At 68.4% G+C, this 26843-nt stretch carries 24 protein-coding genes; 16 read left to right on the top strand and 8 right to left on the bottom strand.

Annotated features, from left to right (window positions below):
- Positions 1-43: 43 nt before the first annotated feature.
- The 11 genes from C7H75_RS21935 to C7H75_RS21885 all read left to right on the top strand — a co-directional run bounded on the left by C7H75_RS21935 (position 44) and on the right by C7H75_RS21885 (position 10974).
- Positions 44-571 (top strand): gamma carbonic anhydrase family protein, encoded by a 528-nt coding sequence (locus C7H75_RS21935; protein WP_037084850.1) that lies wholly within the window; start codon positions 44-46, stop codon positions 569-571.
- 243 nt (positions 572-814) lie between these two features.
- Complete coding sequence (locus C7H75_RS21930) at positions 815-1975, top strand: magnesium and cobalt transport protein CorA (protein WP_022598158.1); 1161 nt, start codon at positions 815-817, stop codon at positions 1973-1975.
- Between the two features lie 196 nt (positions 1976-2171).
- Positions 2172-2696, top strand: coding sequence for an OsmC family protein (locus C7H75_RS21925; RefSeq protein ID WP_005517333.1), 525 nt, complete (start codon positions 2172-2174; stop codon positions 2694-2696).
- A 60-nt stretch (positions 2697-2756) separates the two neighbouring features.
- A complete protein-coding gene (locus tag C7H75_RS21920; RefSeq protein WP_005517334.1) occupies positions 2757-3830 on the top strand; it encodes an ATP-dependent DNA ligase in 1074 nt (357 codons plus the stop codon).
- Positions 3831-3833: 3 nt separating this feature from the next.
- Entirely contained in the window at positions 3834-4880 is a 1047-nt protein-coding gene (locus C7H75_RS21915; RefSeq protein ID WP_013417340.1) for a DNA polymerase domain-containing protein, read from the top strand.
- Positions 4881-5006: 126 nt separating this feature from the next.
- The gene (locus tag C7H75_RS21910) at positions 5007-6257 is read left to right on the top strand and encodes a serine hydrolase domain-containing protein (protein WP_394342286.1); all 1251 of its coding nucleotides are present in this window, start codon (positions 5007-5009) and stop codon (positions 6255-6257) included.
- A gap of 13 nt (positions 6258-6270) precedes the next feature.
- The gene (locus C7H75_RS21905) at positions 6271-6477 is read left to right on the top strand and encodes a dodecin (protein WP_005517337.1); all 207 of its coding nucleotides are present in this window, start codon (positions 6271-6273) and stop codon (positions 6475-6477) included.
- Between the two features lie 137 nt (positions 6478-6614).
- Entirely contained in the window at positions 6615-8300 is a 1686-nt protein-coding gene (locus tag C7H75_RS21900) for an FAD-dependent oxidoreductase (RefSeq protein ID WP_175280051.1), read from the top strand.
- A gap of 125 nt (positions 8301-8425) precedes the next feature.
- Positions 8426-9421 carry a L,D-transpeptidase gene (locus C7H75_RS21895; RefSeq protein WP_005517339.1) on the top strand — a complete coding sequence of 332 codons (996 nt, stop codon included), beginning with the start codon at positions 8426-8428 and terminating at the stop codon, positions 9419-9421.
- 71 nt (positions 9422-9492) lie between these two features.
- Positions 9493-9819: a YnfA family protein gene (locus C7H75_RS21890; RefSeq protein WP_005517340.1), complete on the top strand. Its 327-nt coding sequence runs from the start codon at positions 9493-9495 to the stop codon at positions 9817-9819.
- A 120-nt stretch (positions 9820-9939) separates the two neighbouring features.
- On the top strand, positions 9940-10974 hold the full coding sequence (locus C7H75_RS21885) for a type IV toxin-antitoxin system AbiEi family antitoxin domain-containing protein (protein ID WP_233281811.1): 1035 nt from the start codon (positions 9940-9942) through the stop codon (positions 10972-10974).
- A 36-nt stretch (positions 10975-11010) separates the two neighbouring features.
- Here C7H75_RS21885 and C7H75_RS21880 read toward each other — a convergent pair whose 3' ends face one another.
- The 8 genes from C7H75_RS21880 to C7H75_RS21845 form a co-directional block, all read right to left on the bottom strand.
- Entirely contained in the window at positions 11011-12969 is a 1959-nt protein-coding gene (locus C7H75_RS21880; RefSeq protein WP_084979053.1) for a M13 family metallopeptidase, read from the bottom strand.
- 82 nt (positions 12970-13051) lie between these two features.
- Positions 13052-14086 carry a peptidase associated/transthyretin-like domain-containing protein gene (locus C7H75_RS21875; protein ID WP_106851832.1) on the bottom strand — a complete coding sequence of 345 codons (1035 nt, stop codon included), beginning with the start codon at positions 14084-14086 and terminating at the stop codon, positions 13052-13054.
- Positions 14087-14186: 100 nt separating this feature from the next.
- On the bottom strand, positions 14187-15044 hold the full coding sequence (locus C7H75_RS21870) for an intradiol ring-cleavage dioxygenase (protein ID WP_106851831.1): 858 nt from the start codon (positions 15042-15044) through the stop codon (positions 14187-14189).
- 11 nt (positions 15045-15055) lie between these two features.
- On the bottom strand, positions 15056-15979 hold the full coding sequence (locus C7H75_RS21865; RefSeq protein ID WP_013417334.1) for a PaaI family thioesterase: 924 nt from the start codon (positions 15977-15979) through the stop codon (positions 15056-15058).
- A 148-nt stretch (positions 15980-16127) separates the two neighbouring features.
- Positions 16128-16892: a pirin family protein gene (locus C7H75_RS21860; protein WP_005517355.1), complete on the bottom strand. Its 765-nt coding sequence runs from the start codon at positions 16890-16892 to the stop codon at positions 16128-16130.
- A gap of 205 nt (positions 16893-17097) precedes the next feature.
- Positions 17098-18063 (bottom strand): pirin family protein, encoded by a 966-nt coding sequence (locus C7H75_RS21855; RefSeq protein ID WP_005517358.1) that lies wholly within the window; start codon positions 18061-18063, stop codon positions 17098-17100.
- Positions 18064-18157: 94 nt separating this feature from the next.
- The gene (locus C7H75_RS21850; protein WP_084985285.1) at positions 18158-20719 is read right to left on the bottom strand and encodes a LuxR C-terminal-related transcriptional regulator; all 2562 of its coding nucleotides are present in this window, start codon (positions 20717-20719) and stop codon (positions 18158-18160) included.
- Between the two features lie 159 nt (positions 20720-20878).
- Positions 20879-22228 carry an MFS transporter gene (locus C7H75_RS21845; RefSeq protein ID WP_106851830.1) on the bottom strand — a complete coding sequence of 450 codons (1350 nt, stop codon included), beginning with the start codon at positions 22226-22228 and terminating at the stop codon, positions 20879-20881.
- 275 nt (positions 22229-22503) lie between these two features.
- Between C7H75_RS21845 and C7H75_RS21840 the strand changes: the two genes are divergently transcribed.
- The 5 genes from C7H75_RS21840 (at position 22504) to C7H75_RS21820 (ending at position 26842) form a co-directional block, all read left to right on the top strand.
- On the top strand, positions 22504-23067 hold the full coding sequence (locus C7H75_RS21840) for an HD domain-containing protein (protein ID WP_005517364.1): 564 nt from the start codon (positions 22504-22506) through the stop codon (positions 23065-23067).
- On the top strand, positions 23064-23801 hold the full coding sequence (locus tag C7H75_RS21835) for a TetR/AcrR family transcriptional regulator (RefSeq protein WP_233281810.1): 738 nt from the start codon (positions 23064-23066) through the stop codon (positions 23799-23801). Before C7H75_RS21840 ends, C7H75_RS21835 begins: the two co-directional genes overlap by 4 nt.
- 133 nt (positions 23802-23934) lie before the next feature.
- Complete coding sequence (locus C7H75_RS21830; protein WP_013417328.1) at positions 23935-24522, top strand: HD domain-containing protein; 588 nt, start codon at positions 23935-23937, stop codon at positions 24520-24522.
- A 240-nt stretch (positions 24523-24762) separates the two neighbouring features.
- On the top strand, positions 24763-25506 hold the full coding sequence (locus C7H75_RS21825; RefSeq protein ID WP_013417327.1) for a class II aldolase/adducin family protein: 744 nt from the start codon (positions 24763-24765) through the stop codon (positions 25504-25506).
- An 85-nt stretch (positions 25507-25591) separates the two neighbouring features.
- A complete protein-coding gene (locus C7H75_RS21820) occupies positions 25592-26842 on the top strand; it encodes an amidohydrolase family protein (protein WP_106851828.1) in 1251 nt (416 codons plus the stop codon).
- Position 26843: the final 1 nt, after the last annotated feature.

Here is a 26843-nt window from a genome sequence, read left to right as displayed (position 1 = left end):
AAATCTCGCGAAGTGCATTTCGTTCTCGAAAGGTGTTCTCCGCGTGGCAATCTATCGTCTCGGTGACCTGGTTCCCGACATTCACCCGACCGCCTTCGTGCACCCCGACGCGGTCGTCGTCGGTGCGGTGACCATCGGTGCCGACGCCTCGATCTGGCCGTCGGCGGTTCTGCGGGCCGACTACGGGGCGATCAGTGTGGGTGCGCGTACGTCCGTCCAGGACGGCACCGTGCTGCACACGTCGGCGCAGTGGCCGACCGTGATCGGGGCCGGGTGCGTCGTCGGACACAACGCGCATCTCGAGGGCGCGGTCGTGGAGGACGGCTGCCTGATCGGATCGATGTCGACGTGCCTGCAGCGAGTGGTGGTGGGCACAGGCAGCCTCGTCGGTGCTGCCGCCCTGCTCACCGAGGGGACCGTCGTCCCGCCCCGCTCGCGGGTGTTGGGTGCGCCGGCAACCGTTGCGCCGCATCCGGATCCGGACGGATTCGCGGAGGGTATCGAGCGGGGTGTGGCGACGTACGTCGCGAACGCGGCGCGCTATCTGTCGGAGATGGAGCGCATCGGCTGACCGGTGCGGTTGTCGCCGTCGTCGGCGGCGGAGTAGGGTGTCGTCGTTCGTGCCGAACCCTGCCCGCGTGCGGTCGCGGGATTTCGAGGAAAGAGGAGGTGGGGCTAGCGATGAGTAGCCAACCTCCGAGTACCAGCTGAAATTCAGACAATCCACGCCATCCGATCGGGTGGCGTTCGACTGGTGTCCGCTGCTGCCGTGACCGGCGGTGTCGCCGCGGACCTTCCCGAAAGCCGTGTTCGCATGCGTGAAAAGCGTCCGATCCGTTCCATCCTTCCTCGTCGTGCCGCGGGCACCGCCGACGACGTGGTCTCGCCGGAGCACTCGATGGCGCCCCGTCATCCCGGGCAGTCCGTGCCCACCCCGCCGCAGGCCGGTCTGGTCGAGTCCAGCGTCGTCAACAGTGCGGTGTACCGCGACGGTCGACGCATCGCGTCGCCGGCGACTCTGGCCGAGGCGCTCGCGAGCCTCCCCGATGCGTCGTCGATGGCCTGGATCGGGCTCTACCGCCCGTCCGAGACTCAACTGCACGCTGCGGCAAAGCAATTCGATCTGCACGAGCTCGCGGTCGAGGATGCGATCGTCGCGCACCAGCGTCCGAAGCTCGAGCGCTACGGCGAGACGCTGTTCGTGGTGCTCCGCGCTGCCCGCTACCTCGACGAGTCGGAGACGGTCGACTTCGGTGAACTGCACATCTTCTGCGGTCCCACCTTCGTGCTCACGGTCCGGCACAGCGAATCGCCGGACCTGTCGAATGTTCGGGACCGCATGGAGAGCGACCCCGAACTGCTCAAGCTGGGCCCGGAGGCCGTGCTCTACGCGATCCTCGACGCCGTGGTCGACGGCTACGCTCCCGTCGTCGCCGGACTGCAGAACGACATCGACGAGATCGAGACCGAGGTGTTCAGCGGCGATCCGATGGTGTCGCGTCGCATCTACGAACTCTCGCGCGAGGTGGTCGAGTTCCAGCGCGCCACGAAGCCGCTGCTGGGCATGCTGCGGGCGCTGTCCGCCGGTTTCGACAAGTACCAGACCGACGAGGAACTGCAGAAGTATCTGCGCGACGTCACCGATCACGCGACCATGGTCGTCGAACGGGTGGACGGCTTCCGGGAACTGCTCGGCAGCATCCTCACGCTCAACGCGACGCTGGTCTCGCAGGCGCAGAACGAGGAGATGCGTAACCTCACGCAGGCCAGCTACGCGCAGAACGAGGAGATCAAGAAGGTCTCGTCCTGGGCGGCGATCCTGTTCGCGCCCACGCTCATCGGAACCGTCTACGGCATGAACTTCGAGAACATGCCCGAGTTGAACTGGGCGGGCGGCTACCCGTTCGCTCTGATGCTCATGTTCCTGACCTGCGCCAGCCTGTACACCATTTTCAAGCGGCGCGGCTGGCTGTAGCGCGTTCGGCGCGTTACAGTTTCGGCTGTGACCGGAACACGCGCGCTCGACCTGGGGATGCTGCTGACGCGGCGCCGTCATGTCGATTTCGCGCTCGTGTGCACGTGCGGTTGTCGTCGATTCCGATAGACCCCGACGACCAGTTCGCCGGGCGGCCGAGGCTGCCCGGATCCGCACTCTCACGACAGGTTCCCCCATGACCACAGCTTCCGTATCGCATCTGTCCGCCATCGTCTCCGCGACCGCCGACGCCGTCGCGGACGACGCCGCCAAGGCACACGTCGTGTTCCGGGCGAAGGCCCAGGCGCACGACGCCGTCGCCAGCACCGTCGCACTGGGCAAGTACACGGTCGAGGTCGACGAGCCGCCGGCCCTCGGCGGCGACAACGCCGCACCCAACCCGGTCGAGTACTACCTGGCCTCGCTGCTGTCCTGCCACGTCGTCACGTACCGCTTCTGGGCCGAGCGCCTCGGGATCCGGGTCGACGACATCAAGGCCCGTGCCGAGGGCGACCTCGACGTCCGCGGCTTCTTCGGGTTCGACGACGACGTCCGCCCCGGATTCGGTGAGGTGCGCGTCGTCGTGACGGTCACCGGGCCGGAAACCCGCGAGCGCTACCTGGAACTGCACGCGGCGGCCGAGGCGCACTGCCCGGTGCTGGATCTGACGCGCAACCCGACGCCCGTCGTCTCGGTGCTCGAAACTCCCGAGACGAACTGATCGGCGACACCGACGGCGAAGCGCAGCGCGAAGACGCCGATCGGGTGCCACTATGGACCCGTGGATCTTCCGATCGCGCCACCCCTGCAGCCGATGTTGGCCAAGGCCGCATCCGGAGTGCCGGAACAGCCGGCCGACGAGCCCGTGTGGTCGTACGAGCCGAAGTGGGACGGATTCCGTGCCATCGTCTTCCGCGACGGCGCCGACGTCGTGCTGGGCTCCCGTGGCGGCAAGGACCTGGCGCGCTACTTCCCGGAGATGGTCGACGCGGTGCGCGCGGAGTTGCCGGAGCGGTGCGTCGTCGACGGTGAACTGGTGGTGCCCCGCGAGATCGGCGGACGCACGCGGCTGGACTGGGGTTCGCTGTCCGAGCGCATCCATCCCGCCGACAGCCGCGTGCGGCTGCTCGCCGCCGAGACCCCGGCCCAGTTCATCGGGTTCGATCTGCTGGCGCTCGGCGACGACGACTTCACGAAACGTGCCTTCGCGGAGCGGCGGGCGGCCCTGCTCGGGGCGATCGGCGGCGGGCCGAGCTGTCACGTCACCGCCGCGACGCGCGACGCCGCCACCGCCGAGCGCTGGTTCGAGACGTTCGAGGGCGCCGGACTGGACGGCGTCGTCGCCAAACGCCTCGACGGCCACTACCTGCCGAACAAGCGGGAGATGGTGAAGGTCAAGCACTCCCGAACAGCAGATGTCGTGGCGATCGGCTACCGGCCGCACAAGAGTCAGCCGGGCATCGGGTCGATCCTGCTGGGCCTCTACGACGGCGGCGAGCTGCACATGGTCGGCGGGGCGTCGGCGTTCACCGCGAAGCGGCGCGTCGAGCTGCTGGCCGAACTCGAACCGTTGCGGGTGGGCGACGACGTCGTCGCAGAGGGCGAGGCGACGCGGTGGCGGTCGAGTGCCGACCGCAGTTGGGTGCCGCTGCGCCCCGAGCTGGTCCTCGAGGTCGCGTACGACCAGATGGAAGGCGGTCTGGGGGAGCGCGGCAGCCAGGCCGGGGTCCGCTTCCGGCACGCCGCCCGGTTCCTGCGCTGGCGTCCGGACCGCGACCCGCAGTCGTGCACGTTCGAGCAACTCGAGGTCCCGCTGCGCTACGACCTCGCCGACGTCCTCACAGGAGAGAGCTGAACCATGGCGGCTACCAAGCGTTCTCCGGCGGAGGAGCTCGACGTCGACGGCGTGGCCGTCCGGCTGTCGAACCCCGACAAGATCTACTACCCGCGGCTGGGTCCCGAGGGCGGCACCAAACGCCACCTCGTCGAGTACTACCTGAAGGTCGCGACCGGCGGCGAGCTGCTGCGGGCGCTGCACGACCGGCCCACCCACCTGCAGCGATACCCGGACGGGGTCGAGGGCGAGGAGATCTACCAGAAGCGGGTGCCGGCCAAGCGGCCCGAACACGTCGCGTCGTGCGAGGTGACGTTCCCGTCCAAACGCACCGCGGACGTGCTGCGCGTACGCGGTGCCGCCGACATCGTGTGGGCCGCGAACCTCGGCACCGTCACCTTCCACCCGTGGGCGGTGCGCTGCCCCGACGTCGAGCATCCGGACGAGTTGCGGATCGACTTCGATCCGCAGCCCGGCACCGACTTCGACGACGCCCGTCGTGTCGCGCTGGACGTCATGCAACCGCTGCTCGACGAACTCGGCCTGATCGGGTTCCCGAAGACGTCGGGCGGGCGCGGCCTGCACGTCTACATCCGGATCGAGCCGCGTTGGGACTTCGTCGAGGTCCGCCGCGCCGGGATCGCGCTGTGCCGGGAGATCGAGCGGCGCAGCGGCGACCGGGCGACCACCAACTGGTGGAAGGAGGAGCGCGGCAAGCGCATCTTCCTCGACTTCAATCAGAACGCCCGCGACAAGACGATCGCGTCGGCGTACTCCGCGCGCAACACCCCGATCGCGACTGTCTCGACCCCGGTGACGTGGGAGGAGCTCGCCTCCGTCGAGCCCGACGACTTCACCATCGCGACCGTTCCCGCGCTGCTCGCCGGTCGCGGCGACCCGATGGCGACGCTCGACGACGTCGCGCACTCGCTCGACGTCCTGCTCGAGATGGCCGAGCGGGACGCGGCGGCCGGCCTGGGCGATCTGCCGTACCCGCCGAACCATCCGAAGATGCCCGGCGAACCCAAACGGGTGCAGCCGAGTCGCGACCGGGACCGCAAGGAGGACTGAGTCGGTCGCTTGACCAGGTAGTTCTCCGTCCCGCTCTTCGCGTATGTCTGTTTCGCTCCGCCGGAAACCCTTCCACGCTTAGGCTGCGCCAATCACAATGGTGTGAGGAGCGGATCGGAGGTCGCGATGGCGATCCATGTGGAGCACGGCAACGCGCCGCGGACTGCGGCACCTGCCCCCGTTCGAGCCCCGCTCGGGGTGCCGGCCGCCGCCCAGGCGCGCACCGAGATGCTGGTGCACCCGCAATTCCTGCCGTTGGCCGACCGGTTCTTCTCGATGTACCGCCATCCGCACAACGGCGGCGGCGCGCTGGTCGCGTACGTCCACGGCGAGAAGGTGCTCGACGTCTGGGCCGGCTACGCCGATCGTGACCGCCGGTGGGACAGCGACACCGTGTCGCTGTCGTTCTCCACGGGCAAGGGCGTCGCGAGCACCGTCACGCACCGTCTGGCCGAGCGCGGCATCGTCGACTACGACACCCCCGTCGCCGCCTACTGGCCCGAATTCGGGGCCGCCGGCAAGGGCGAGATCACGATCCGGGACGTCCTGACCCATCGCGCGGGCCTGCACAAGGTCCGCGGACTGGTGCCCGGACGGACCGGGCTGCTCGACTACGAGACCGTCATCGAGGCCCTCGCCGCCGCGGCGCCCGATCCGCGGCGGCGCCGCGGGCCCGGGTACCACGCGGTCACCTACGGCTGGCTGGTGGCCGAGACGCTGGCGCGGGCCACCGGCAGGCCGTTCACCGACCTCGTTCGCGAGGAGATCGCCGAACCGCTCGGGATGCCCGAGTTCTGGTATCAGGTGCCGCAGGCGCAGCGGGGACGTATCGCCAAGCTGTTTCCGCACATCAATCCCGGCGGCCTGGACTGGCGCATGACGTCGGCGGTCCTGTCGTTCGCGGGTCCGCTCCGTGGACTCGCGGAGGCGGCGATGCCCGACGGTTTCGACGAACTGGTCCGCAACCCCGCGGTGCACGACGCAGTGATGCCCGGATGGAACGGTGTGTTCAGCGCCCGCTCACTGGGCCGTATGTATGCCGCCATCGCGAACGGCGGCGTCCTCGACGGTGCCCGGTTCCTGCAGCCGGAGACTCTCGAGCAGATGGGCACCGTGCAGACCCGCGACCGCGACTACGTACTCGGCGTCAAGCTCGGTTGGCGACTCGGCTACCACCCGCCGCTGCTGGCCAGCCGGGTCCAGCCCACCCGCGGGCTGGGGCACTACGGGGTGGGCGGTTCGGGCGCCTACGCCGATCCGGAGACGGGTCTGGCGCTGGCGTTCGTCACCAACCGGCTGGGGAACGCGGTCACCGCGCTCGGTGACCTGCGGTTGGCCCGGCTCGGCGCCGAAGCGCAGTCGATCGTGCGTTCGTGAGGGAGGTTCTCGGATGAGTGATCATGTCTATCGGGTGATCGAGATCGTCGGCTCGTCGAGCAAGGGTGTCGACGACGCGATCGCCAACGCCGTCGGCCGGGCGAATGCGACCATGCGGAACCTGGAGTGGTTCGAGGTGGTCGAGACGCGCGGCCACATCGAGGACGGGGCCGTCGCCCACACCCAGGTGACACTCAAGGTCGGATTCCGGCTGGAATGATGGCGGGGCCGACCCGGAATGATGGCGGGGCCGGCCGATCACGTTCCGACGCAACGGAACCTCGACCGAAACTGAAACACGTTATAGTCTGAACGAGAATGTCGGTCTCGGTGGGTACGCACAGGTAGGGAAGAACTGTGGCTTATGTGATTACGCAGGCATGCTGCAACGATGCATCATGCGTGGACGTCTGTCCCGTCAACTGTATTCATCCGACGCCGGACGAGCCCGAGTTCGCCACGACCGAGATGCTCTACATCGACCCGCAGACGTGCATCGACTGCGGCGCGTGCGTCGACGAGTGCCCCGTCGACGCCATCTTCGGGGAGAACGAGCTCAGCGAGGCGCACTCGATGTACCCGGAGATCAACGCGGCGTACTTCGAGAAGCATCCGATCGGTCCGGACTGGCCGGAGCTGGCGTCGCCGCGGAAGCTCAGCGCCGAACTTGGGACGTTGCGCGTCGCGATCGTCGGGTCCGGCCCGTCGGCCTGCTACGCCGCCATCGAACTCACCTCGCGCCCGCGGGTCGAGGTCGACATGTTCGACCGCCTGCCCACGCCGTACGGACTCGTGCGGGCCGGCGTCGCCCCCGACCATCCGGGTACCAAGGGTGTCTCCGACGTGTTCCGGTCGGCCCTCGGCAAGCGTTCGGTGCAGTGCCACTTCAACGTCGAGGTGGGCCGGCACGTGAGCCACGAGGAGCTCCTCGAGCATCACCACGCCGTCATCTACGCGGTGGGGGCGGCGAGCGACCGTCGACTCGGGGTTCCCGGCGAGGACCTGCCCGGATCGCACGCCGCGACCGAGTTCGTCGCCTGGTACAACGGCCACCCCGACTACGCGGACCACGAGTTCGACCTCTCGGGTGAACGCGCCGTCATCGTCGGCAACGGCAACGTCGCGCTGGACGTCGCCCGCGTGCTCGTCACCGACCCCGACGAGCTCGCCAAGACCGACATGGCCGAGCATGCCGTAGAGGCGCTGCGCCACAGCAACATCCGCGAGGTCGTCATCGTCGGCCGTCGTGGACCCGCGCAGGCCGCGTACACCAACCCGGAACTGATCGCCCTCGGGCAGATGGCGGATGTCGACATCGTCGTCGATCCCGACGAGGTGATCCTGGACGCGGCCAGCCGCGCCTGGGTCGACGGGCCCGACTCCGAGCCGTCCGAGAAGCTCAAGGTGCGTCAGGTCGAGGAGTTCGCCAAGCGGACCGCCACCGACGGGCGCAAGCGCATCGTGCTGCGTTTCCTCGCCTCGCCCGCGGAACTGATCGGCGACGATCGCGTCGAGAGCATCCGCCTGGTGCGCAACGAGCTGGTCGCCGACGACGCGGGCAAGCTCACAGCCCGCGCGACCGACCGCACCGAGACGCTCGAGTCCGGTCTGGTGCTGCGGTCGATCGGTTACAAGGGTCTGCCGATTCAGGACCTGCCGTTCGACGAGCGTCGCGGCGTGGTCCCCAACGAGAACGGTCGCGTCATCGATCCGGAGACCGGCAAGCCCGTCCCCGGCGTCTACGTCGCCGGCTGGATCAAGCGCGGCCCCACCGGTGTCATCGGCACCAACAAGCACTGCTCGGCGGCCACCGTCGACCTGCTGCTGTCCGATTTCTCCGACGGACTGCTGCCCCAGCCGGGTGGCGAGCGTGAGCACCTCGGCCGGCTCGTCGGCGAGCGTCAGCCGGAGGTCGTCGATTTCCAGGGCTGGCAGCGCATCGACAAGCAGGAACGCGCACTCGGCGCCGAGAGCGGCCGTTCCCGCACCAAGATCGTCGACATCGCCGCGATGCTCGAGATCGCGCGCGGCGAAGCCGGCTGAGGGCGGTCGCGGTTCGCGGCGGGTCGGTTGTGGGACGCGCGTCCGGTATGGCTGAATAAGACCTACCGGACGCCCGTCGTGGCGGCGCGACCGTGGCACGGTGTCGTCGAGCGAGGGGTGCGCACATGACCGGGCAGATCGCAGGACGCGGCGCGAGGCGTCGGAAGTGGTTCGCCCGTGCGGCGGCCGTGCTCGTCGGCGCCACCGCAGCGGGCGGCGCTCTCGTCGCTCCCGCGCAGGCGGCGCCGCTGTTCCCCGGAAGCGCGGAGATCCCGGGCGTCCAACTTCCTGCCTTCGAGTTGCCGCAGATCCCCACCCCGCCGCTGGTTCTTCCGCCGGGGTTCGAACTGCCCCGCGAGGTCCAGGCGTTGCTGCCGGCCGGGCTGGTCGTCACGGCCCCGCCGCCGCTCGGGCCCGCGAACTTCTCGGCTCCGTCGCTGAACCCGGCGCCCGGCGAGGTGGTGGGCATCGCCCAGCCGGTCATCATTCGCTTCAACGAGGCGATCGCCGACCGCGCCGTCGCCGAGCGGGCGATCCGCGTGACCACGAACCCGCCCGTCGAGGGGCACTTCTACTGGGTAGGCGACAAGCAGGTCCGGTGGAAGCCGAATCAGTTCTGGCCCGCCAACATCCAGGTCACCGTCCAGGCCGGCGATTCGCATTCCACCTTCTCGATCGGCGACGCCCTCGTGACCGTCGCCGACGACAACACCAAGCAGATCACCGTCACCCGCAACGGCGAGGTCGTCAAGACGATGCCGACGTCGCTCGGCAAACCCGGCTACGAGACCCCGAACGGCACCTACATCGTCGGCGAGAAGTTCCGCGACATGTACATGGACTCGTCCACGTACGGCGTGCCGATCGACGCCCCCGAGGGCTACCGCACGTACGTCGAGTACGCGACGCGAATCTCCTACAGCGGCATCTTCGTCCACGCCGCGCCGTGGTCCGTGCAGCAGCAGGGCCACAGCAACGTCAGTCACGGCTGCCTCAACGTCAGCACCGAGGACGGCCGGTGGTTCTTCGAGAACGCCAAGAAGGGCGACCCGGTGATCGTGCAGAACACCGCCGGCGGAATCCTCAGCGGCGCCGACGGGCTGGGTGACTGGAACCGATAGGCGCTTCGCACCTGTGCGCCTTTTTGGTAGCTGGCGCTACCGGAAAGGCGCACGGCTGAGATATTGATGCCATGACGGTGACGCGCTCGATCCTGCTTTTCGTCCTGGCTGCGCTGTTCGAGATCGGTGGGGCCTGGCTGGTGTGGCAGGGCGTGCGTGAGCAGCGGGGCTGGCTGTGGGTCGGCGCCGGAATGATCGCCCTCGGCATCTACGGTCTGGTTGCGACCCTTCAACCCGACGCCAACTTCGGGCGCATTCTGGCTGCGTACGGCGGTGTGTTCGTGGCGGGTTCACTGCTGTGGGCCGTGGTGATGGACGGCTTCCGCCCGGACCGCTACGACATCATCGGCGCACTCATCTGCCTGTGCGGCGTCGGCGTGATCATGTATGCGCGATAGGCGGCTGCGCCGCCTGTGCGCCTTTTCGGTGGCCGGGACTACCAAAAAGGCGCACAGGGGCTGTGGATAACTGCCCGGGCTCCACCGGAACTTGTCATGGCCGGAACGAACGATCGCGGCATGACCGAAATCGAGTCTCCCGACCTTCGACGATTTGTGGACGACCAGTGGGGAATGGTCACCCAGGGCCAGATCGCGCTGCTCGGCTATGGCCGCGGACGTGTCAGACACCTCCTCGACACCGGGCGGTGGCGTCGCGTCCTGCACGGCGTCTACGCCGTGACGAACGGCCCGCTGACTCGCGAGATGACACTGGCGGCGGCGTTGCTGTACGGCGGCGACCACGCGATGCTCAGCCATCGGACGGCTGCCGAGGAATGGGGAATGTTCCGGGTCGACGAGGGTGCGCCGGTGCACGTGACGGTGCCGTACGGAAAGTCCTCGAGGCCGCAGACGGCAACCGCGATGCTGCCGGCACGGGCGTCCGGGCACCCCGTCATTCGGCCCGGGTCGCTCCTGCATCCGGGTGTCGTGGTGCACCGCTCTCGCGCGCACCGGCACATCGGAGTGGACACGGCGAATCCGCGGACGTCGAAGGCCGACACTGCTCTCGACGTCGCGGTGGCGGAGCCGTCCGCCCGCTTGGCCTACGTCTCACTCGTCACCACGGTCACCAACGCGCGAATACGACTGAACGACGTCCGGCAGCGCATGGTCGAGCGGCGACCGCGTCGATACCGACGCGCGCTCGAGGACGCGGTCGGACTCCTTGCGAACGGCGTGCAGTCGGTACTCGAGTATCACTATGCGGTGGACGTCGAACAGGCGCATGGCCTCCCGACGGCGCACCGTCAGGGTCCGGTGATCGTGGACGGGCGCACGCTCTTCGAAGACGTCGACTACTCCGAGCACGGCGTCCCTCTGATCGTGCGGCTCGACGGCCGGTGGGCTCATTCGATGCGTGAGGTCCAGTTTCGCGATCGTAGGCGCGACAACGCCGCCGAAATCGCCGACCGGCCGCGGCTGGTGTACGGGATGGACGAGGTCGGCGGCATGCCGTGTGTCGTGGCCCGGGAGGTCGAGGCCGTCCTCACCCGGGAGGGTTGGAGGCGCGCCGGCGCATCGCGGTGTCGCGCCTGTGCGCCTTTTCGGTAGGAGTCGCTACCGAAAAGGCGCACGGGTGCGGAGCGCCTACCAGATCTTGACCCGCTTCTCGGGCTCCAGATACAGGGCGTCCCCCGGCTGGACGTCGAACGCGTCGTGGAAGCTGTCGAGATTGCGGATGACGCCGTTGCAGCGGAACTCCGGCGGCGAGTGCGGGTCGACTGCCAGTCGCCGCAGTGCCTCTTCCTTGCGCGCTTTCGTACGCCACACCTGCGCCCAGCCGAAGAACACGCGCTGCAGGCCGTCCAACTCGTCGAGGACCGGAGCCTCGGTGCCCTCGGTGGCGATCCGGTACGCCTCGAGTGCGATCGACAGGCCGCCCAGGTCGCCGATGTTCTCGCCGATCGTGAACTCGCCGTTGACGTGGTGGCCCGGCAGGTCCTTGGGCTCGAAGTCGTTGTACTGCTCGATGAGCGCCTTGGTCCGCTTACCGAACTCGGTGCGGTCGTCGTCGGTCCACCAGTCGACCATGTTGCCGTCGCCGTCGTACTTGGCGCCCTGGTCGTCGAAGCCGTGGCCGATCTCGTGGCCGATCACCGCGCCGATACCCCCGTAGTTGGCGGCGTCGTCGGCCTCCGGATCGAAGAACGGAGGCTGCAGAATCGCTGCGGGGAAGACGATCTCGTTCATGCCCGGGTTGTAGTAGGCGTTGACGGTCTGCGGGGTCATGAACCACTCGTCACGGTCCACCGGACCGCCGAGCTTGGCGATGTCGCGGTCGTGTTCGGCAGCAAAGCCGCTGCGGTAGTTGCCCACCAGATCGGCGGGGTCGATCTCGACGGCCGAGTAGTCCCGCCACTTGTCCGGATAGCCGATCTTCGGGGTGAACTTCTCGAGCTTCGCGAGCGCGGCCTGCCGGGTAGCCGGGGACATCCACTCGAGATCGGAGATGTTGCGGCGGTATGCTTCCTGCAGATTCGCGACGAGTTCCTGCATGCGCGCCTTGGATTCCGGCGGGAAGTGCCGCTCGACGTACAGCTTGCCCACGGCCTCCCCGAGCAGGTCCTGCACCAGCGAGACGCCACGCTTCCAGCGTTCGCGATTCTCCTGGGTGCCACTGAGAGTCGTGCCGAAGAACGCGAAGTCCTCCGCGACGATCGCCTCCGTGAGGAACGCGGCACGCGAGTGCAGGACGCGCCACGTGGCCCACGCCTTCCAGTCCTCGAGTGGGCGCGAGGTCCACAGTTCGGTGAACGACTCGACGAACCCGGGCTGGCGGACCACGATCTCGGCGAGCTGCTCCGGCGTCGCCTGCAGACCGGAAATCCAGGCATCCCAGTCGAACCCGCCGTACTGCGAGTGCAGGTCGTCGAGTGTCACCAGGTTGTAGCCGAGTTCCGCGTCACGACGCTTGACGACGTCCCAGTGGCCGCCCGCGATCGCCGTCTCGAGGTCGAACACGCGCTGAGCGTCGTACTCGATTCCGGCCAGTTCGAACATCTTCCGGATGTGCTCGACGTACGCGTCGCGGATCGGGGCGTAGTTGTCCTCGCGGTAGTACGACTCGTCGGGCAATCCGATACCGGACTGCGTGAAGTGCACCAGGTAGCGGGACGAATCCTTGGCGTCGGTGTCGACGTACTGCCCGATGCCGCCGCCGACGCCGGTGCGCTGCAGGCGTCCCACGATGCCGGCGAGTTCGCTCAGGTCCGCCGCGTTCGCGACGGCCGCGAGTTCCTCGGCGATCGGAGACAGCCCAGCGGCCTCGACGGCGTCGGCGTCCATGAAGCTCGAGTACAGGTCGCCGATCTTCTGGGCGTCGGTACCGTGCGCCGCGCCGGACTCGGACGCCTCCTGGATGAGCGTCTTCACGTCCTCCTCGGCCTTGTCGTACAGGGTGCGGAACGCGCCGTCCACCGCACGGTCGGCCGGGATCTCGTACTCGTCCAGCCATTTGCCGTTGACGTGCACGAACAGGTCGTCCTGCGGGCGCGTGCCCGCGTCGATGTGGGTCAGGTCGATGCCGGAACGAGTCATGCACTCCATCTTTACACCGCGCCGCCGGTGTCGGCCGATCCTGAAAGGAATCCTCTCGCCGGGCGATGGAAATCCTTCGGGATCGATGGTGTCAAACGTCGATGCCGAGGTTGATGGCGGCGAGCATGCGGTCCGGTTGCCGGGACGTCGCCATGAGCCCGGCCGCGTCGTAGATGCCGTCGGTGTCGTTGCGGGTGTCGCGGCCGGTGTGGTCGGTGTACGGCGGGACGGTGGAGAACACGTCGTCGTTCAGCGCGTCGTCGAAGTACAGCTGCGTGGTGAGCACGGTCTTCTTGTCGATGTGCACCTTGAGGTGGATGTGTACGGTGCGGCCGGTGTACCAGCCGGGGAAGATCGTCGTGAACCGCGCGATGCCGTTCGCGTCGGTGGTCTGCGCGCCCCGCAGGTAGGTGCCGTCGTCGGTGGTCGTGGCCTCCTGGTCGCCGACGCTGTACGAGCCGTCCGACGTCTCGCCCGAGCCGCCCATGCCGCCGGGGCCACCGGGTCCGCCCATACCGCCCTGGGGCGGCTGGCCACCCGGCCCCCCGGGGCCGCCTTCGGGCATTCCTTCCGGCGGCGTACCACCGGGCGGCGGCCCGCCCATACCCCCGCCCATACCCCCGCCCATGCCCCCGCCCTGGTTCGCGGCGACGGAACCGGATTCGAAGCCGGAGTACACCCCGCCCGCGTCGCAGTGCCAGATTTCGACGACGGCGTTGGCGACCGCGCCCGCACTGCCGTCTGCGCTGCAGTTGGTCAGATCCTGGACACGCATCGCGAGGTTCAGCTCGAGCCCGGGACGGTCCTCGCGGATGTCGCTGCGGATCGAGTCGACGTCGAACCAGTACGGGCCCTGCGTCTCCTCGACGGCCATGACGCACCGCGGCGCCTGGTCGAGGAGTTCGAGAAGTTGCTCGTCGACGGTGCCGGTGGCGAGCGAACCGGAAGCCCCCGAAACCCCGGAAGCCCCCGAAGACCCGGACACGCTCGACGCCGTAGCGGCGGTCGTGGGGCTACCGCCGCCGCTGCACGCCGCGAGCAGCCCGGTCAGGCTGACGGTTCCGCCCAGCGCGAGCGCCCGGCGCCGGCTGATCCGCAGCCGGCTCAGTTCCACGTCCTTGTTCATTCGACATCCTTCCTCGCAACGAATGAGTCGAGAACCATCGTCGGCGGGCGGTCTGGCGTGAGGCTGGACGTCGGCTGTGAGCTTGCTGGGAACCGGAAGGTCAGATGTCGATGCCCAGATTGATCGCCGCCAGGATCCGGTCGGGTTCACGGGCGGTGTTCATCAGCCCGGTGGCGTGGAAGATGACGTCCGTGTCGTTGCGGGTGTCGCGTCCGGGGTGAGCGGTGTACGGCGCGACGCCGGCGAAGATGTCGTCGGTCAGCGCGTCGTCGAGGTACAGCTGCGTGGTCAGGACCGTTCTGCGGTCGATGTGCACCTTGAGGTGGATGTGCACGGTGCGGCCGGTGTACCAGCCGGGGAAGATCGTCGTGAACTGCGCGATGCCGTTGCCGTCGGTGACCTGCGCGCCCCGGAGGTACGTGCCGTCGTCGGTGGTGGGGATCTGGCCGTCGTCGAGGCTGTACGACCCGTCGGACATCGTGACGATCGACGACGCGCCGCCCGGCGCCCCGGTGCCGCCGTTCGCCGCGACGGACGAGTCCTCGTAGCCGGAGTACACCCCGCCCGCGTCGCAGTGCCAGATCTCGACGACGGCGTTCGCAACTCCGGGTGCGCCGCCGTCGGGGTCGCAGTTGCGTACGTCCTGCACGCGCAGTGCGAGGTTCAGCTGCAGGCCGGGACGGTCCTCGCGGATGTCGCGGCGGATCGAGTCGACGTCGAACCAGTACGGGCCCTGCGTCTCCTCGACCGCCATGACGCAGCGCGGGGCGTCGTCGAGCAGCGCGAGCAGCCGCGGTTCGATGTCGCTGGGGACCGCGGTGGTGGGGACGGCCGGGGCGGGATCGGTGCCCGGGCCGCCGCACGCCGCCAGGACGCCGCTGAGTGTCAGGGCGCCGCCCAGGGTCAGCGCGCGGCGCCGGCTGATCCGTAGCCGGCTGAGCTCCACGTCCCGGTGCATGCGGGTGTCCGTCAGAGCAGTTGCGCGCTCGCCGCGGCCCGGATCAGGACCTGCCCGGAGCTGTCGAGCAGACGTGACTCGATGAGTGCGAGGCGGCGCCCGGCGCGGACGACCTCGGCCTCCGCGCGGATCGCGGGGCCGTCGGTGGCGGGGGAACGGACGAAGTCGATCCGCAGATCCAGGATCCGGTACCGCTGATCGGCGGCGGTGAGCGTCTGCGCGACAAGGCCGTTCACGAGGTCGGCCGCGGTGATCAGGATGCCGCCCTGAATCGAGCCCAGGTAGTTGCTCATCCAGTCCTGCGGCGCGAACGTCGCTGTCAGCGAACCGCGTTCGACGTCGGTCAGACGCAGGTCGAGCAGCCCGGCGAGCGGGCCGCGCGCGATCCGCTCCGACGCGATGCCGTCGACGACGTCGAGTCCGGCGCGGCCGGCCAGCTCGTCGGGGGCCGCGCACGGTTCGGCGGCGGGCACGGGGAGTCGCTGCCCGCTGAGCACCGCCGCGGCGTTCGCGCGGGGCCGCGTGACGAACACACCACGCGACTGCACGACCGCGACCGTGGTGCCGTCGCCGTCGTGCATCGCGCCGGCCGCGAGTCCGATGCCGCTCTCGAGGTCGAGGTCGACGACGTCGCCGGTCGCGACGACGGTGCCGTGCGTCGGCATCGGTGCGGCGAGCGTCGCGGAGATCTGCGACAGCACCATGCCCGCGTCCGCGGGGACCGAGTTGCCGAGCGAGCCGCCCGGGCACGCGTCGGCGAGCACGCCGACCGAGCCGAGGATCGTCTGTCCGCGGTGGTCGTGGAAGCGGGCCCCGACCGGCTGCGCGAGCACGAGGTGTCCGGGCCGGACCTCCCGCGCCTCCACACCCATGAACAGGTTGAGGCGGTCGACCCGTTCGGGTGCGGTGCTCGGATCGGCGGCAGTCTGGGTCATTGCACTTGTGTACCACCCGCGCCGCGGGCGCCGAACCGCCGTCCCGGTTGCGCGCGCGTCCGGGCGGACGTAGGCAGCGTGCCGTCCGCCCCGATCGGCCGTGGACGGATCGGCGCGAGTCGGCGCCCGACCCGGCAACCGGCGATGCTCACCCGCCGAGACGTGCGTGCATCTCCCAGACGAGGATCTCGGCCCCGGTCTCGCTCGTGACCTGCTGCCCGCCGGACGCACTGAGCCGGACGGCGTCGCCCTCGTACAGCGTTCCGACGCCCTCCATCTCCGCGGTGCCCTGCGCGACGAACACGTGCACGAACGGCGCTTCGGGGATGCGGACCGCCTTACCCGGCTGCAGTCGGGCCGCGTGCAGCGACGCGTACTTGTTCTTGATCCGGATGGCCGCGTTGTCGCGGTGCTGCGGCATGCCCGACGCGACCGGCACCAGCCCACCGGCGAGGAGTTCGGCGTCGATCTCGAGCTGTTCGTAGCCTGGCGTGATGCCCGGCTCGTCGGGCACGACCCACATCTGGACGAAGTGGACGGGCTCCTCGTGCTCGTCGCCCTTCAGCCGCCACGAGTCGTTCTTCTCGGAGTGCAGGATGCCGGTGCCCGCGCTCATCCGCTGCGCGAGACCCGGATAGATGACACCCGAGTGGCCGATCGAGTCCTGATGCACCAGCGACCCCCGCAGCACCCAGGTGACGATCTCCATGTCCTTGTGAGGGTGGGTGTCGAAGCCCTGGCCCGGCTGGACGATGTCGTCGTTGTTCACGAGCAGCAGTCCGTGATGGGTGTTGTCGGGGTCGTAGTGCTGCCCGAACGAGAAGGAGTGCTTGGAGTCCAGCCACGGGATCCGGGTCTTGAGACGGTCGCCCGAACGGTGGACGTCGACGTGGGGGGTGGTGAGAGCTGGCATGCGGTCCTCCTCGCTGACAGACGCGGTCAGAGTTGCTCCACGGCGTTCGCGCTGTCGAGTCACCAGGGTACGAAGTGGGACCCGCCGGCGCCGAATCAGTGGTGTCGGTTCGGTCTCGGACTGTTCACGGACGAGTGTCGGGCCGGGGGTCGACCACAATCGGTCGGTCGTTCGACCGATGTGATCGACTGTCCGGCAAAGACATTCAGTTGAGGGTTTCGTGCGCTGCCGGGACGGACCCGAGTCGGCCGGCCTGGTAGTCCTCGAACGCCTGGATGACCTCGGCCTTGGTGTTCATGACGAACGGCCCTGCCATCGCGACGGGCTCGCGGATCGGCCGGCCACCGAGGACGAACACCTCGAGCGACTCGGTGCGCGAGTCCTGGACGTCGGCGGCCGCGATCGTGACGGTGTCACCGCGACCCAGCACGGCGGTCTGGCCCGACGAGATCGGTCGCTTCTCGGCGCCGACGAAGCCGTCCCCGGCCAGCACGTAGACCAGCGCGTTGAAGTCGGGGTTCCACGGCAGCGTCACGCTCGCTCCCGGTGCGACGGTCGTGTGCGACAGCGCGATGGGGGTGTACGTGGATCCGGGACCCTGGTGTCCCGCGATCTCACCGGCGATGACGCGGACCAGGGCCCCGCCGTCGGCGCTCGAGGCGAGGGCGACCTTGCTGCCGGTGATGTCCTGGTAGCGGGGCGCCGCCATCTTGTTGCTCTTGGGCAGGTTGACCCACAGCTGGACGCCGTGGAACAGGCCGCCGCTCATCACGAGGTGCTCGGGCGGAGCCTCGATGTGGAGGATGCCGCCACCGGCCGTCATCCACTGGGTGTCGCCGCCGCCGATGATGCCGCCGCCGCCGTTGGAGTCCTGGTGCTCCATGATCCCGTCGATCATGTAGGTGACGGTCTCGAAGCCGCGGTGCGGATGCCACGGGGTGCCCTTCGGTTCGCCGGGGGCGTAGTTCACCTCACCCATCTGATCCATGTGGATGAACGGGTCGAGCTGTGCGAGGTCGATGCCGGCGAAGGCGCGGCGGACGGGGAAGCCCTCGCCCTCGTAGCCGACGGGCGCGGTGACGATGCCCCGGACGGGGCGGTCCACGGCGGTCGGATCCACGGCTTCGATGCGCGGCAGCGCGAGGATGTTGTCGACGGTCACGGCGGGCATGGGGTTCTCCTCCGGGCGGTTAGTTGAGGATTCAACTAGTTCACCGTAGCTCAACAACCTCGAACCCGATCTATTCCCGCCCTCTCCGGGCGCGTCAGCCGTCGGTGTCGTGCCGGCTCGCGAGCAGGCCCAACCGCGTCGCCGTGGTCAGGGCGTCGGCCCGGGAATGGACGCCCAGCTTGCGGTACAGGCTGCGAAGCTGCGTCTTGACGGTGTTCTGGGAGACGTACAACTGTGCGGCGATCTCCGCGACCGACGGCGTCGACGCCAGCGCCTCGAGGACCGCGGACTCGCGATCGCTGATGCCGACCATGCGGATCCGCTCGGGAAAGACCTCCCGGCCGGCCGGGGGCGCCGCCGCCGACCACGCCTCGGGCAACGGCACACCCAGGCCGGCGAGACGTTCGACGGCGTTCTCGGACAGCGACGCGAACGGCCGGACCATCCCGGTCTGCTCGAACAGGGAGACCGCGCGCTGCAGCAGCGTCACCGCCGGTTCCGTGTTCCCCATGTCGAGGTGCGCGACGGACTGCAGAAGCGCGGACTCCATCCGGATGCGGGGCTGCGGACAGCCCGCGACGACCGGCCGGGCGCAACCGGCGAGCGTGGACGCGGGGTAGCCGCTCGACAGGTCCATCCGGGCCCGGGAGACGGCCGTCCACGGGCCGCGACCGCGGGCCTGTTCGAGCGCGGTCCACATGTCGTTGCCACGGCCGAGCGCGGAGAACAGGTCCGCCTCGGTCGAGGCCAGAAGCGGCGCCGCGACCGATCCCGACGTGAACCATCTGTCGTAGATCGCGGTCGCGCGGTGCAAGCGATCGAGCCCCTGTTCCGCGTTGCCGGTCACGAGGGCCAGCTGGCAGTGCGCGTACAGCGCGAACGCCCACAGTTCCTCGTCGTCGGGCAGGTCGCCGAGCTCGGCGAGGGCCTTCGCGGTGAGCGTGACATCCATCCGATCCAGCGCGACCAGCGCCGACGCGACCAGGCCGCTCACGCGGACCACCGCCGACATCCCCGACCCGGTGTCGTCGTAGCGCCGTTCACGCTCGAGCCACGTGTCGGCGTACGTCAGTTCCCCGGTCAGGGCGTAGCCGAGAGCGAGATTGCCCGCCGCGTTCCGGGCGATGAAGTCGGTCCCGTCGGGGCGGTTGCCGTGGTGCGCGCGACGCAACTCGCTCGACGCCCGTGTCAGATCGCCCCGCAGTTGGTGCGTGATGCCCCACTGCAGGCGCAGCAGCGGCAGGAACTCGGTGACCTCGCCGTGCTGGACCTCGATCGCCCGGTCCGCCAGCGCGGACAGTTGCGCCGTCATCTCGGCGGCGCGTTCGAAATCACCCGCCACGCGCAGGATGAGCGACTGCACGGTTCCCACGGCGAGCGTCTCGGTGACGACGGACGTATCGGCCTCCGCGACGTCGATGTCGTACGACGGGACCATCGGCGCCGCGAACCCCGCCGAATCGGCGCCGAATCGTAGGAAGAGCTCCCGCCCGGCCTTGATCGTGAGGTCGTCGGCGGCCACCTCGGCGGGAAGGGCCAGCAGCGACTCGCGGACCAGCCGGAAGTGGCGCGAGACGAGTTCGACCCAGTTGGACTTGAGGATCGACACCGTCAGTTCCCAGTCGTGGCCCTCGACGGCGTGCGCCAGCGCGGGGTCGAGTTCGCCGCGCCCCAGGAACCAGCGGGCCAGGTCGCCCGACGCGCGCAGCGGCCCCTGCGGCGCCTCCAATCGCAGATCGCGCATGAGGGATTCGCGGATCGGCTGCGGGAAACGCCACTCGTCGTCGCGCGGCCACGTCGACCGAACCAGTAGGCCGGCGGCCTCGAGGGCGCGTACCCGCTGCGGCGCGTCGCCGTCGGCGGCGAGGACGGCGGCCACTTCGTCGGTGACGATCCGCGCCGCGGAGATCGTGAGCATGAACTGACGCAGGTCGGCCAGATCGGGGTCGCCGAGGATCGTGCGCTCGACGTACCGGTCGATGGAGCGCTCGAGCGCGCGGCGGGCGAGTGCTCGGCTCTCCTCGTAGTCGGTCCCGAACGGACGGGCCACCGAGACGGCGGCCTGGACGAGGGGCGGAAAGCCGCCTGTCACGGTCTGCACGGTTTCCAGAAGGTGTGGCGCGAGGTCGATTCCGCGGGCCTGCAGGACGGCCTGCGATTCGGCGGGAGTGAACAGCAGATCCGTGGGGGAGATCGTGAGCCCGTCCACGTCGAGCATCGTGGCATCGTCGAAGATGGCCGTGGACCGGGTGGTGACGACGAGGTGCAGGCGCTCGTCGCTCTCGAGGAGCGTGAGGGCGCGGGCCTGAGCGTCCGGGTCGCCGAGTCGGTCGAGATCGTCGAGCACGACGACGATCGGAGAATCGTCCTGGCTCTGTGCTGCCGCCCCGATTTCGCGGGACACCCTGTCCCAGTAACCATTCGGCGTGATGTCGGCTGGGGGCGTGTCCTGCTCGATCACCGTTTCGCCGAAGTCGGACCGGCTGCGCGCCCACGTTCGCAGGAGGGCTGTCTTCCCCGCTGCACGCGGGCCGCGGACGACGGTCAACGCCGTCGGTTTCGACAGCAGCTCGAACAGGCGTGGACGGTTCAGCAGGAAGCGCTCTGCCCGCGGTGATCTCCCACCGGTCTCGATCGCCGATCGGTCAGCTGCCACAGCAACACACTCCCCATGTCCACCGACCCCCGTCGGTGCGATTGGTTCGCCCCCGCTGCGAAACCTTGCTCGTGCACCCGGTCACGAATCGTGACCAGGTGCACGGACAGCACATATTGTCACAGCAGCGCGGTGCGCGGAGGGGAATGCGCACCGGGGTCAGGCGACCGTCGACTCCGCCGTCGCGGGGTTCGGAACGTGGGTGGAGGTGAGCGCCGTCCCCTTGGTCTCCCGGGTGAAGTAGGCGGCGACCGCCACGCACAGGGCCAGCGCCACGACGTACCACGTGAAGAGGTCCGCCGAATCCCGCGAGGTCAGCCACGTGTTCAGGTAGGGCGCGGTGCCGCCGAACACCGCTGCCGCGAGCGAGACCGCGATGCCGGTGCCCGTGGCGCGCGACTTGGTGGCGAACAGTTCGGCGAACCACGCGACCTGCGTGCTCGCCGCGAACGACTGCAGGACCAGTGCCAGCGACATCGCCGTCACGAGGCTGATCGCCGAGTCGTCGAGCAGCCCGGAGAGTGGGAAGGCCAGCAGCGCGACGCCGATACCCCACATCATGTTGTTGACCCGACGTCCGACCCGGTCCGCGAGCATCGCTGCCAGTGGCAGCGCGGCGATGAACACGAGGTTCGCCACCACACCGGACCACATCGCGAGGCGGTCGTCGACACCGTGGAAGCTGATCGCGTACGCCGGCGCGTTCACCGACCAGGTGTACGAGAACACCGAGGTGCCGCCGACGAGGATGACGACCCGCAGGATCGATCCGCGCTGCGCCCACACGTCGCGCAGCGCCGTCTTGACCGGGGACTCGGGCACGGGGGCGGCTTCGGCCGCGTCCTCGAACGTCTCGGACTCGGCGAGGCCGCGGCGCAGGTAGAGCGCGAAGAACCCGAGGAGCCCGCCGATCAGGAACGGGATGCGCCAGCCCCAGTCGGACATGGTGGACGCGTCGACGCCGGTGCGCATGACGGCACCGAGGAGGGTGGCGAGCACGGTGCCGCCCACCGTCGACATGATGACGGTGCTACCCCACAGGGCGCGGTTGTCCGGGCGGGCCACCTCGGCGATGTAGGTGTAGGAACCGCCCTGTTCGCCGCCGTGTGCGAGGCCCTGGATGCAGCGCACCACCAGTAGCCACAGCGACGCGAAGGCGCCGACCTGGCCGTACGTGGGGGCGACGGCGATGAGGACGCTGGACGCTGCGACGAGCGACATCGTCAGCACCATGACGAACTTGCGGCCGCGGCGGTCGGCGACGAGACCGAAGAACAGACCGCCCAGCGGTCGCATCACGAAGCCGACGGCGAAGACGGCCATCGTGGACAAGAGGTTCGACACCTCGTTGTCGGAGTGGAAGAACTGGTTCGAGAAGTAGACCGCGAAGATCGCGAAGACGGTCCAGTCGAACCATTCGAGCGCGTTGCCCATGTTGACCGCGAGGATCATCCGGGCTCTGCCTCGAACGGTGGTACCCGTACGCGGTGTCGAGGTGGAAGAGGTCATGACTTTCTCCTTCGGAGACTGCCCGTGAGGGTGGGGAGCTTGGTCTCGAAACGGTGGAGATGGCGGGCACTGTTCGGCCACAGCGGATTCCGTTCGAAGCGATCCGGAATTGCGAAGTCATGTTGAGGCAGGACGCGCCGATTGTCAATCATCCGATTGGGACTCCATCAACTGATTGATCGGGTAATGTTCCGCTGCGTAGTGTTACCCAGGCCACATGGCGTCAGGACGGGAGACGAGACGTGCACCAGCCGCGAACTGTCGGATTCACCAGGATGGACGACGCCACCGTCGCCGAGATGGAGCTGATCCGGGACGAGGCCGCCGTGCATCGACGCGATCACTGGCTCGGAACCGTTGTGCGGCTGTTGGAGTCGATGAAGGGCTATACGTTCGGCTATCGCGTCGACCGATACGAGCACTCCCTGCAGTCGGCGACGCGGGCCCATCGGGAGGGCGCGCGGGTGGACCTGGTCGTCGCGGCACTGCTCCACGACATCGGCGACGACCTGTGCCCGGACAACCACAGCGAGGTCGCCGCGGCCATCCTGCGCCCGGTCCTCGACGACGAGGCGGTGTGGGTCGTCCGGCACCACGGGGTGTTCCAAACCTATCACTACGGCGAGAAGCTGGGCGTACCCGCGAACAGCCGCGACCGGTACCGGGATTCGCCGTACTTCGACACCTGCGCCCACTTCTGCGCCGCGTGGGACCAGGAGTCCTTCGATCCCGAATACGATTCGGAGCCGCTCGAATTCTTCATGCCGATGCTCGAGGAGGTCTTCTCCCGGCCGCCCAAGGTGTGGGGCGACCAGGACCTGGCCGGGCAGGCGCGATGAGCCGCCCGCGCGCGACCCCCAGTAGGCGCCCGGAGATCGTGGCGTGTGCTGCCCGGATGTTCTCGTCGCGCGGTGTCGCCGCGACCACGGTGCGCGACATCGCCGACGAGGTGGGGCTGCACTCGGGCAGTCTGTACCACTACTTCGGGTCCAAGGACGAGTTGGTCTCGGAGATCCTGATCGCCTTCCTCGACGACTTGACCTGCAGTTATGCGAGCGAGATCCGTTGGTCGGTGGCCGCCCCCGAACAGCTGCGCGATCTGATCCACGTCTCGCTGCGGGTTGCTGTGCGCCATCCGCATGCGTCGGAGATCTACGACAAGGAATTCGGCGTTCTGCCGACGCTGCCGGGCTATCAGCACATCGATGCACGCGTGCTCGAGGCTCAGGAAGTGTGGTCGCGGATCCTCGCGAACGGGATCGCCGAGAACAGCTTTCGGCGGGATTTCGAGTCGGCGCAGCTGCAGCGCCTGCTCCGGGAGATCGTGTGGACCGCGACGCGATGGCACCGGGACTCGCTCGACGCCGACCACGTCATGCTGTCGACGACCCTGGTGGACCTGTTCGTGGACGGCATCACGGCCCGGGCGCCCGGGTCGCCGGCTCCGGCAGCGGCGGCGGTGCGCGCCGATCCGTTCCGGGAGCGCGGGGCGGGTGACGAAATCGGGCAGCTGCGGCGTGAAGTGCAGGCCCTGCGCGGTGTGGTCGAGGAACTGCGCCTGTCATCGGCCTGAACGGTGGAACTGGATGTAGGCCGACGGCGAGAGATTTCGTCCAGTGGGAATCTCGTACGCGTACTCGCCCTTTCTATGTAAAGATACGAGAATCAGCGGTCGATGACCGCGACGAGCGGAAGGAAGTCACGTCATGGCGATCGACGCGTCGGGTGGCCGGCAGGTGAGCTTCACGCGGATGGACGAATCGACACCGGAGGACATCGCTCTCATCGTCGCCGAGTCGAAGGTCTTCCTGAATGATCGCTTGCCGGACACGATGATCGAGATGCTCGAGGCGTTGCGTGGTCCCACGCTCGGCTATCAGGTGGATCGCTACGAGCATTCGTTGCAGACCGCGACCCGTGCGCTACGAGAGGGTGCGCGAACGGATCTCGTGGTCGCGGCCCTGATGCACGACATCGGCGACGCCATCGCGCCGGCGAATCACTCCGAGCTCGCCGCCGCCATCGTGGCGCCCTACCTCGATGCGGAGGCTACCTGGGTCGTCAAGCACCACGGCGTGTTCCAGGGCTATCACTACTGGGATCGGCTGGGGCTGGACCCGAACACGCGTGAACGCTACCGGGACAGCCCGTACTTCGACACGTGCGCGCACTTCTGTGCCGAATGGGATCAGGTGTCGTTCGACCCCGACTACGACACGCTGCCGATCGACACCTTCGTCCCCCTGCTACGCGAGGTGTTCACCCGACCCGCCTCAGGCTTCGGCTCCGACTAGGAGGTCGAATTTCCGCGAAACATTCTGGGCTGCAAGCGCTCACCCTCACCGAGGGTGAGCGCTTCGTCGTCTCCGGGGGATGGAGTTCTGTTCTCGAACCGGAATGAGATGGGGCTTACATTGCTAACTTTTGTAAGTTAGAGTCTCGGTAGTTCCCGAAGCGACTTACTCTCGATGCAAGGAGGTGCCGTGACCGCACTCGGCGAGTCGACGAATTCTGCAGGGCAGGAGAAGAACTCGATGGACGGCTGGCAGCCGAGCGCCACGCCGCCGATCGGGGTGGAACTCACCGACGAACAGAAGCTCGCATGCGCCTTCCGCATCCTGGCGCACGACGGCTTCAGCGAGAACATGGCCGGCCACATCACGTGGGCGGACCGCGACGACGACAGCCTCCTCATCAACCCGTGGGGACTGTGGTGGGAGGAGGTCTCCGCCTCGGACGTCTGCCGTGTCGATGCGAACGGTGCTGTGGTCGAAGGGAAGTGGGACGTCACGCCCGCGTACCACATCCACACCGAGCTGCACCGTCGCCGGCCGGATGCCCGCGTAGTCATCCACAACCATCCGTACTACGTGACGCTGCTGGCCGCCGTCGGCGTGCTGCCGATGATCGCGCACCAGACGGGCAGTCTGTACGACGACGACCTGTCGCTGGTCAGCGAGTACACCGGCGAGGTCGACGACGCGGCGCTGGGCCGCGACCTCGCCGACAAGATCGGCGACCGCAACAATGTGATCCTCGCCAGCCACGGCATCATCACGACCGCCGACACGATCGAGCTCGCGGTGTACCGCGCGGCGTCGATCGACCGCTTCTGCCGTCTCGCCTACGACATCCTGCTGCTCGGCAAGGATCCGCTGCCGATCGAGAAGCGCATCCGTGTCGCGATGCAGAAGGCGCTCGTCGAGCGCGCGGCGGGCGTCTACTGGGCCGGTGCGGTCCGCAAGCTGATCCGCACCCACCCCGACGTTCTCGACTGACGGACCCAAGATCCCGACTCATCAGCGGTTGCGTATGTAGCGCAGCCGAATTCATCGACCCCCAAGCATTCGAGGAGTGTGCACGATGGCCAGTCTCGACGACCTGATGCAGAACACCGATTTCACCACCAACGTCAAGGGCAAGGTCACGTTCCTGCCCGAGCCCGACAAGGCGCATCGACCCTTCCCGTTCATCTCGGTCGACGACCACATCGTCGAACCGAAGGACACCTTCGAGGGTCGCCTGCCGGCCAAGTTCGCCGACCGGGCACCCAAGGTCATCCACCGCGACGGTGCAGACATCTGGGTGTACGACGGCAAGGAGATCCCGAACGTCGGCTTCAACGCCGTCGTCGGACGTCCGGTCGACGAGTGGGGATTCGACCCGCAACGGTTCGAGGACATGCGCCGCGGATCGTGGGACATCCATCACCGCATCAAGGACATGAACCTCTCGGGGGTGTATGCGTCCCTGAACTTTCCGTCGTTCCTCCCGGGTTTCGCCGGCCAGCGCCTGCAGCTGAGCACGGGTGATCGGGAACTCGCGCTCGCGGCCACCCGGGCCTACAACGACTGGCACCTCGAGGAGTGGGCGGGGCCGTACCCGGACCGCATCATCCCGTGCCAGATCCCGTACTTCCTCGACCCGGAGATCGGCGCGCAGGAGATCTACCGCAACGCCGAACGCGGTTTCAAGGCCGTGACGTTCTCCGAGGGCCCGCACGCGCTGGGCCTGCCGTCGGTGCACTCGGGCCACTGGGATCCGATCATGCGGGCGTGTGAGGAGACCGAGACCGTCATCAACCTGCACATCGGCTCGTCGAGCACGTCACCGAGCACGTCCGAGGACGCGCCGCCGGACGTCGCCGGCACGCTGTTCTTCGGCTACGCGATGTTCGCGACCGTCGACTGGCTGTTCTCGAAGATCCCGGTCCGCTTCCCGAACATCAAGATCGTGATGTCCGAGGGTGGGATCGGCTGGGTTCCGGCGCTTCTCGACCGACTCGACCACATGACGACATACTCGTCGATGTACGGCACGTGGGACGGTATCGACATCTCGCCCGCCGACGTACTCAAGCGGAACTTCTGGTTCTGCGCCGTCGAGGATCCGTCGACGATGGTGCTGCGCGACCGCATCGGCGTCGACCACATCCTCCTCGAGGAGGACTACCCGCACAGTGACAGCCTGTGGCCGCGCACGATGGACGTCGTCAACGAGTCCATGAAGGGTCTCTCCGCCGACGAGCTGCGCAAGGTCACCTGGGAGAACGCCTCCAAGCTGTACCGACATCCGGTGCCGCAGAGCGTGATCGACGATCCGAACAGCTTCTGAC

It is taken from the genome of Rhodococcus (subgen. Prescottella) equi (genome assembly GCF_003013675.1).
Lineage (GTDB): Bacteria > Actinomycetota > Actinomycetes > Mycobacteriales > Mycobacteriaceae > Prescottella > Prescottella equi.
This window is presented reverse-complemented; position numbering and strand designations above follow the sequence as displayed.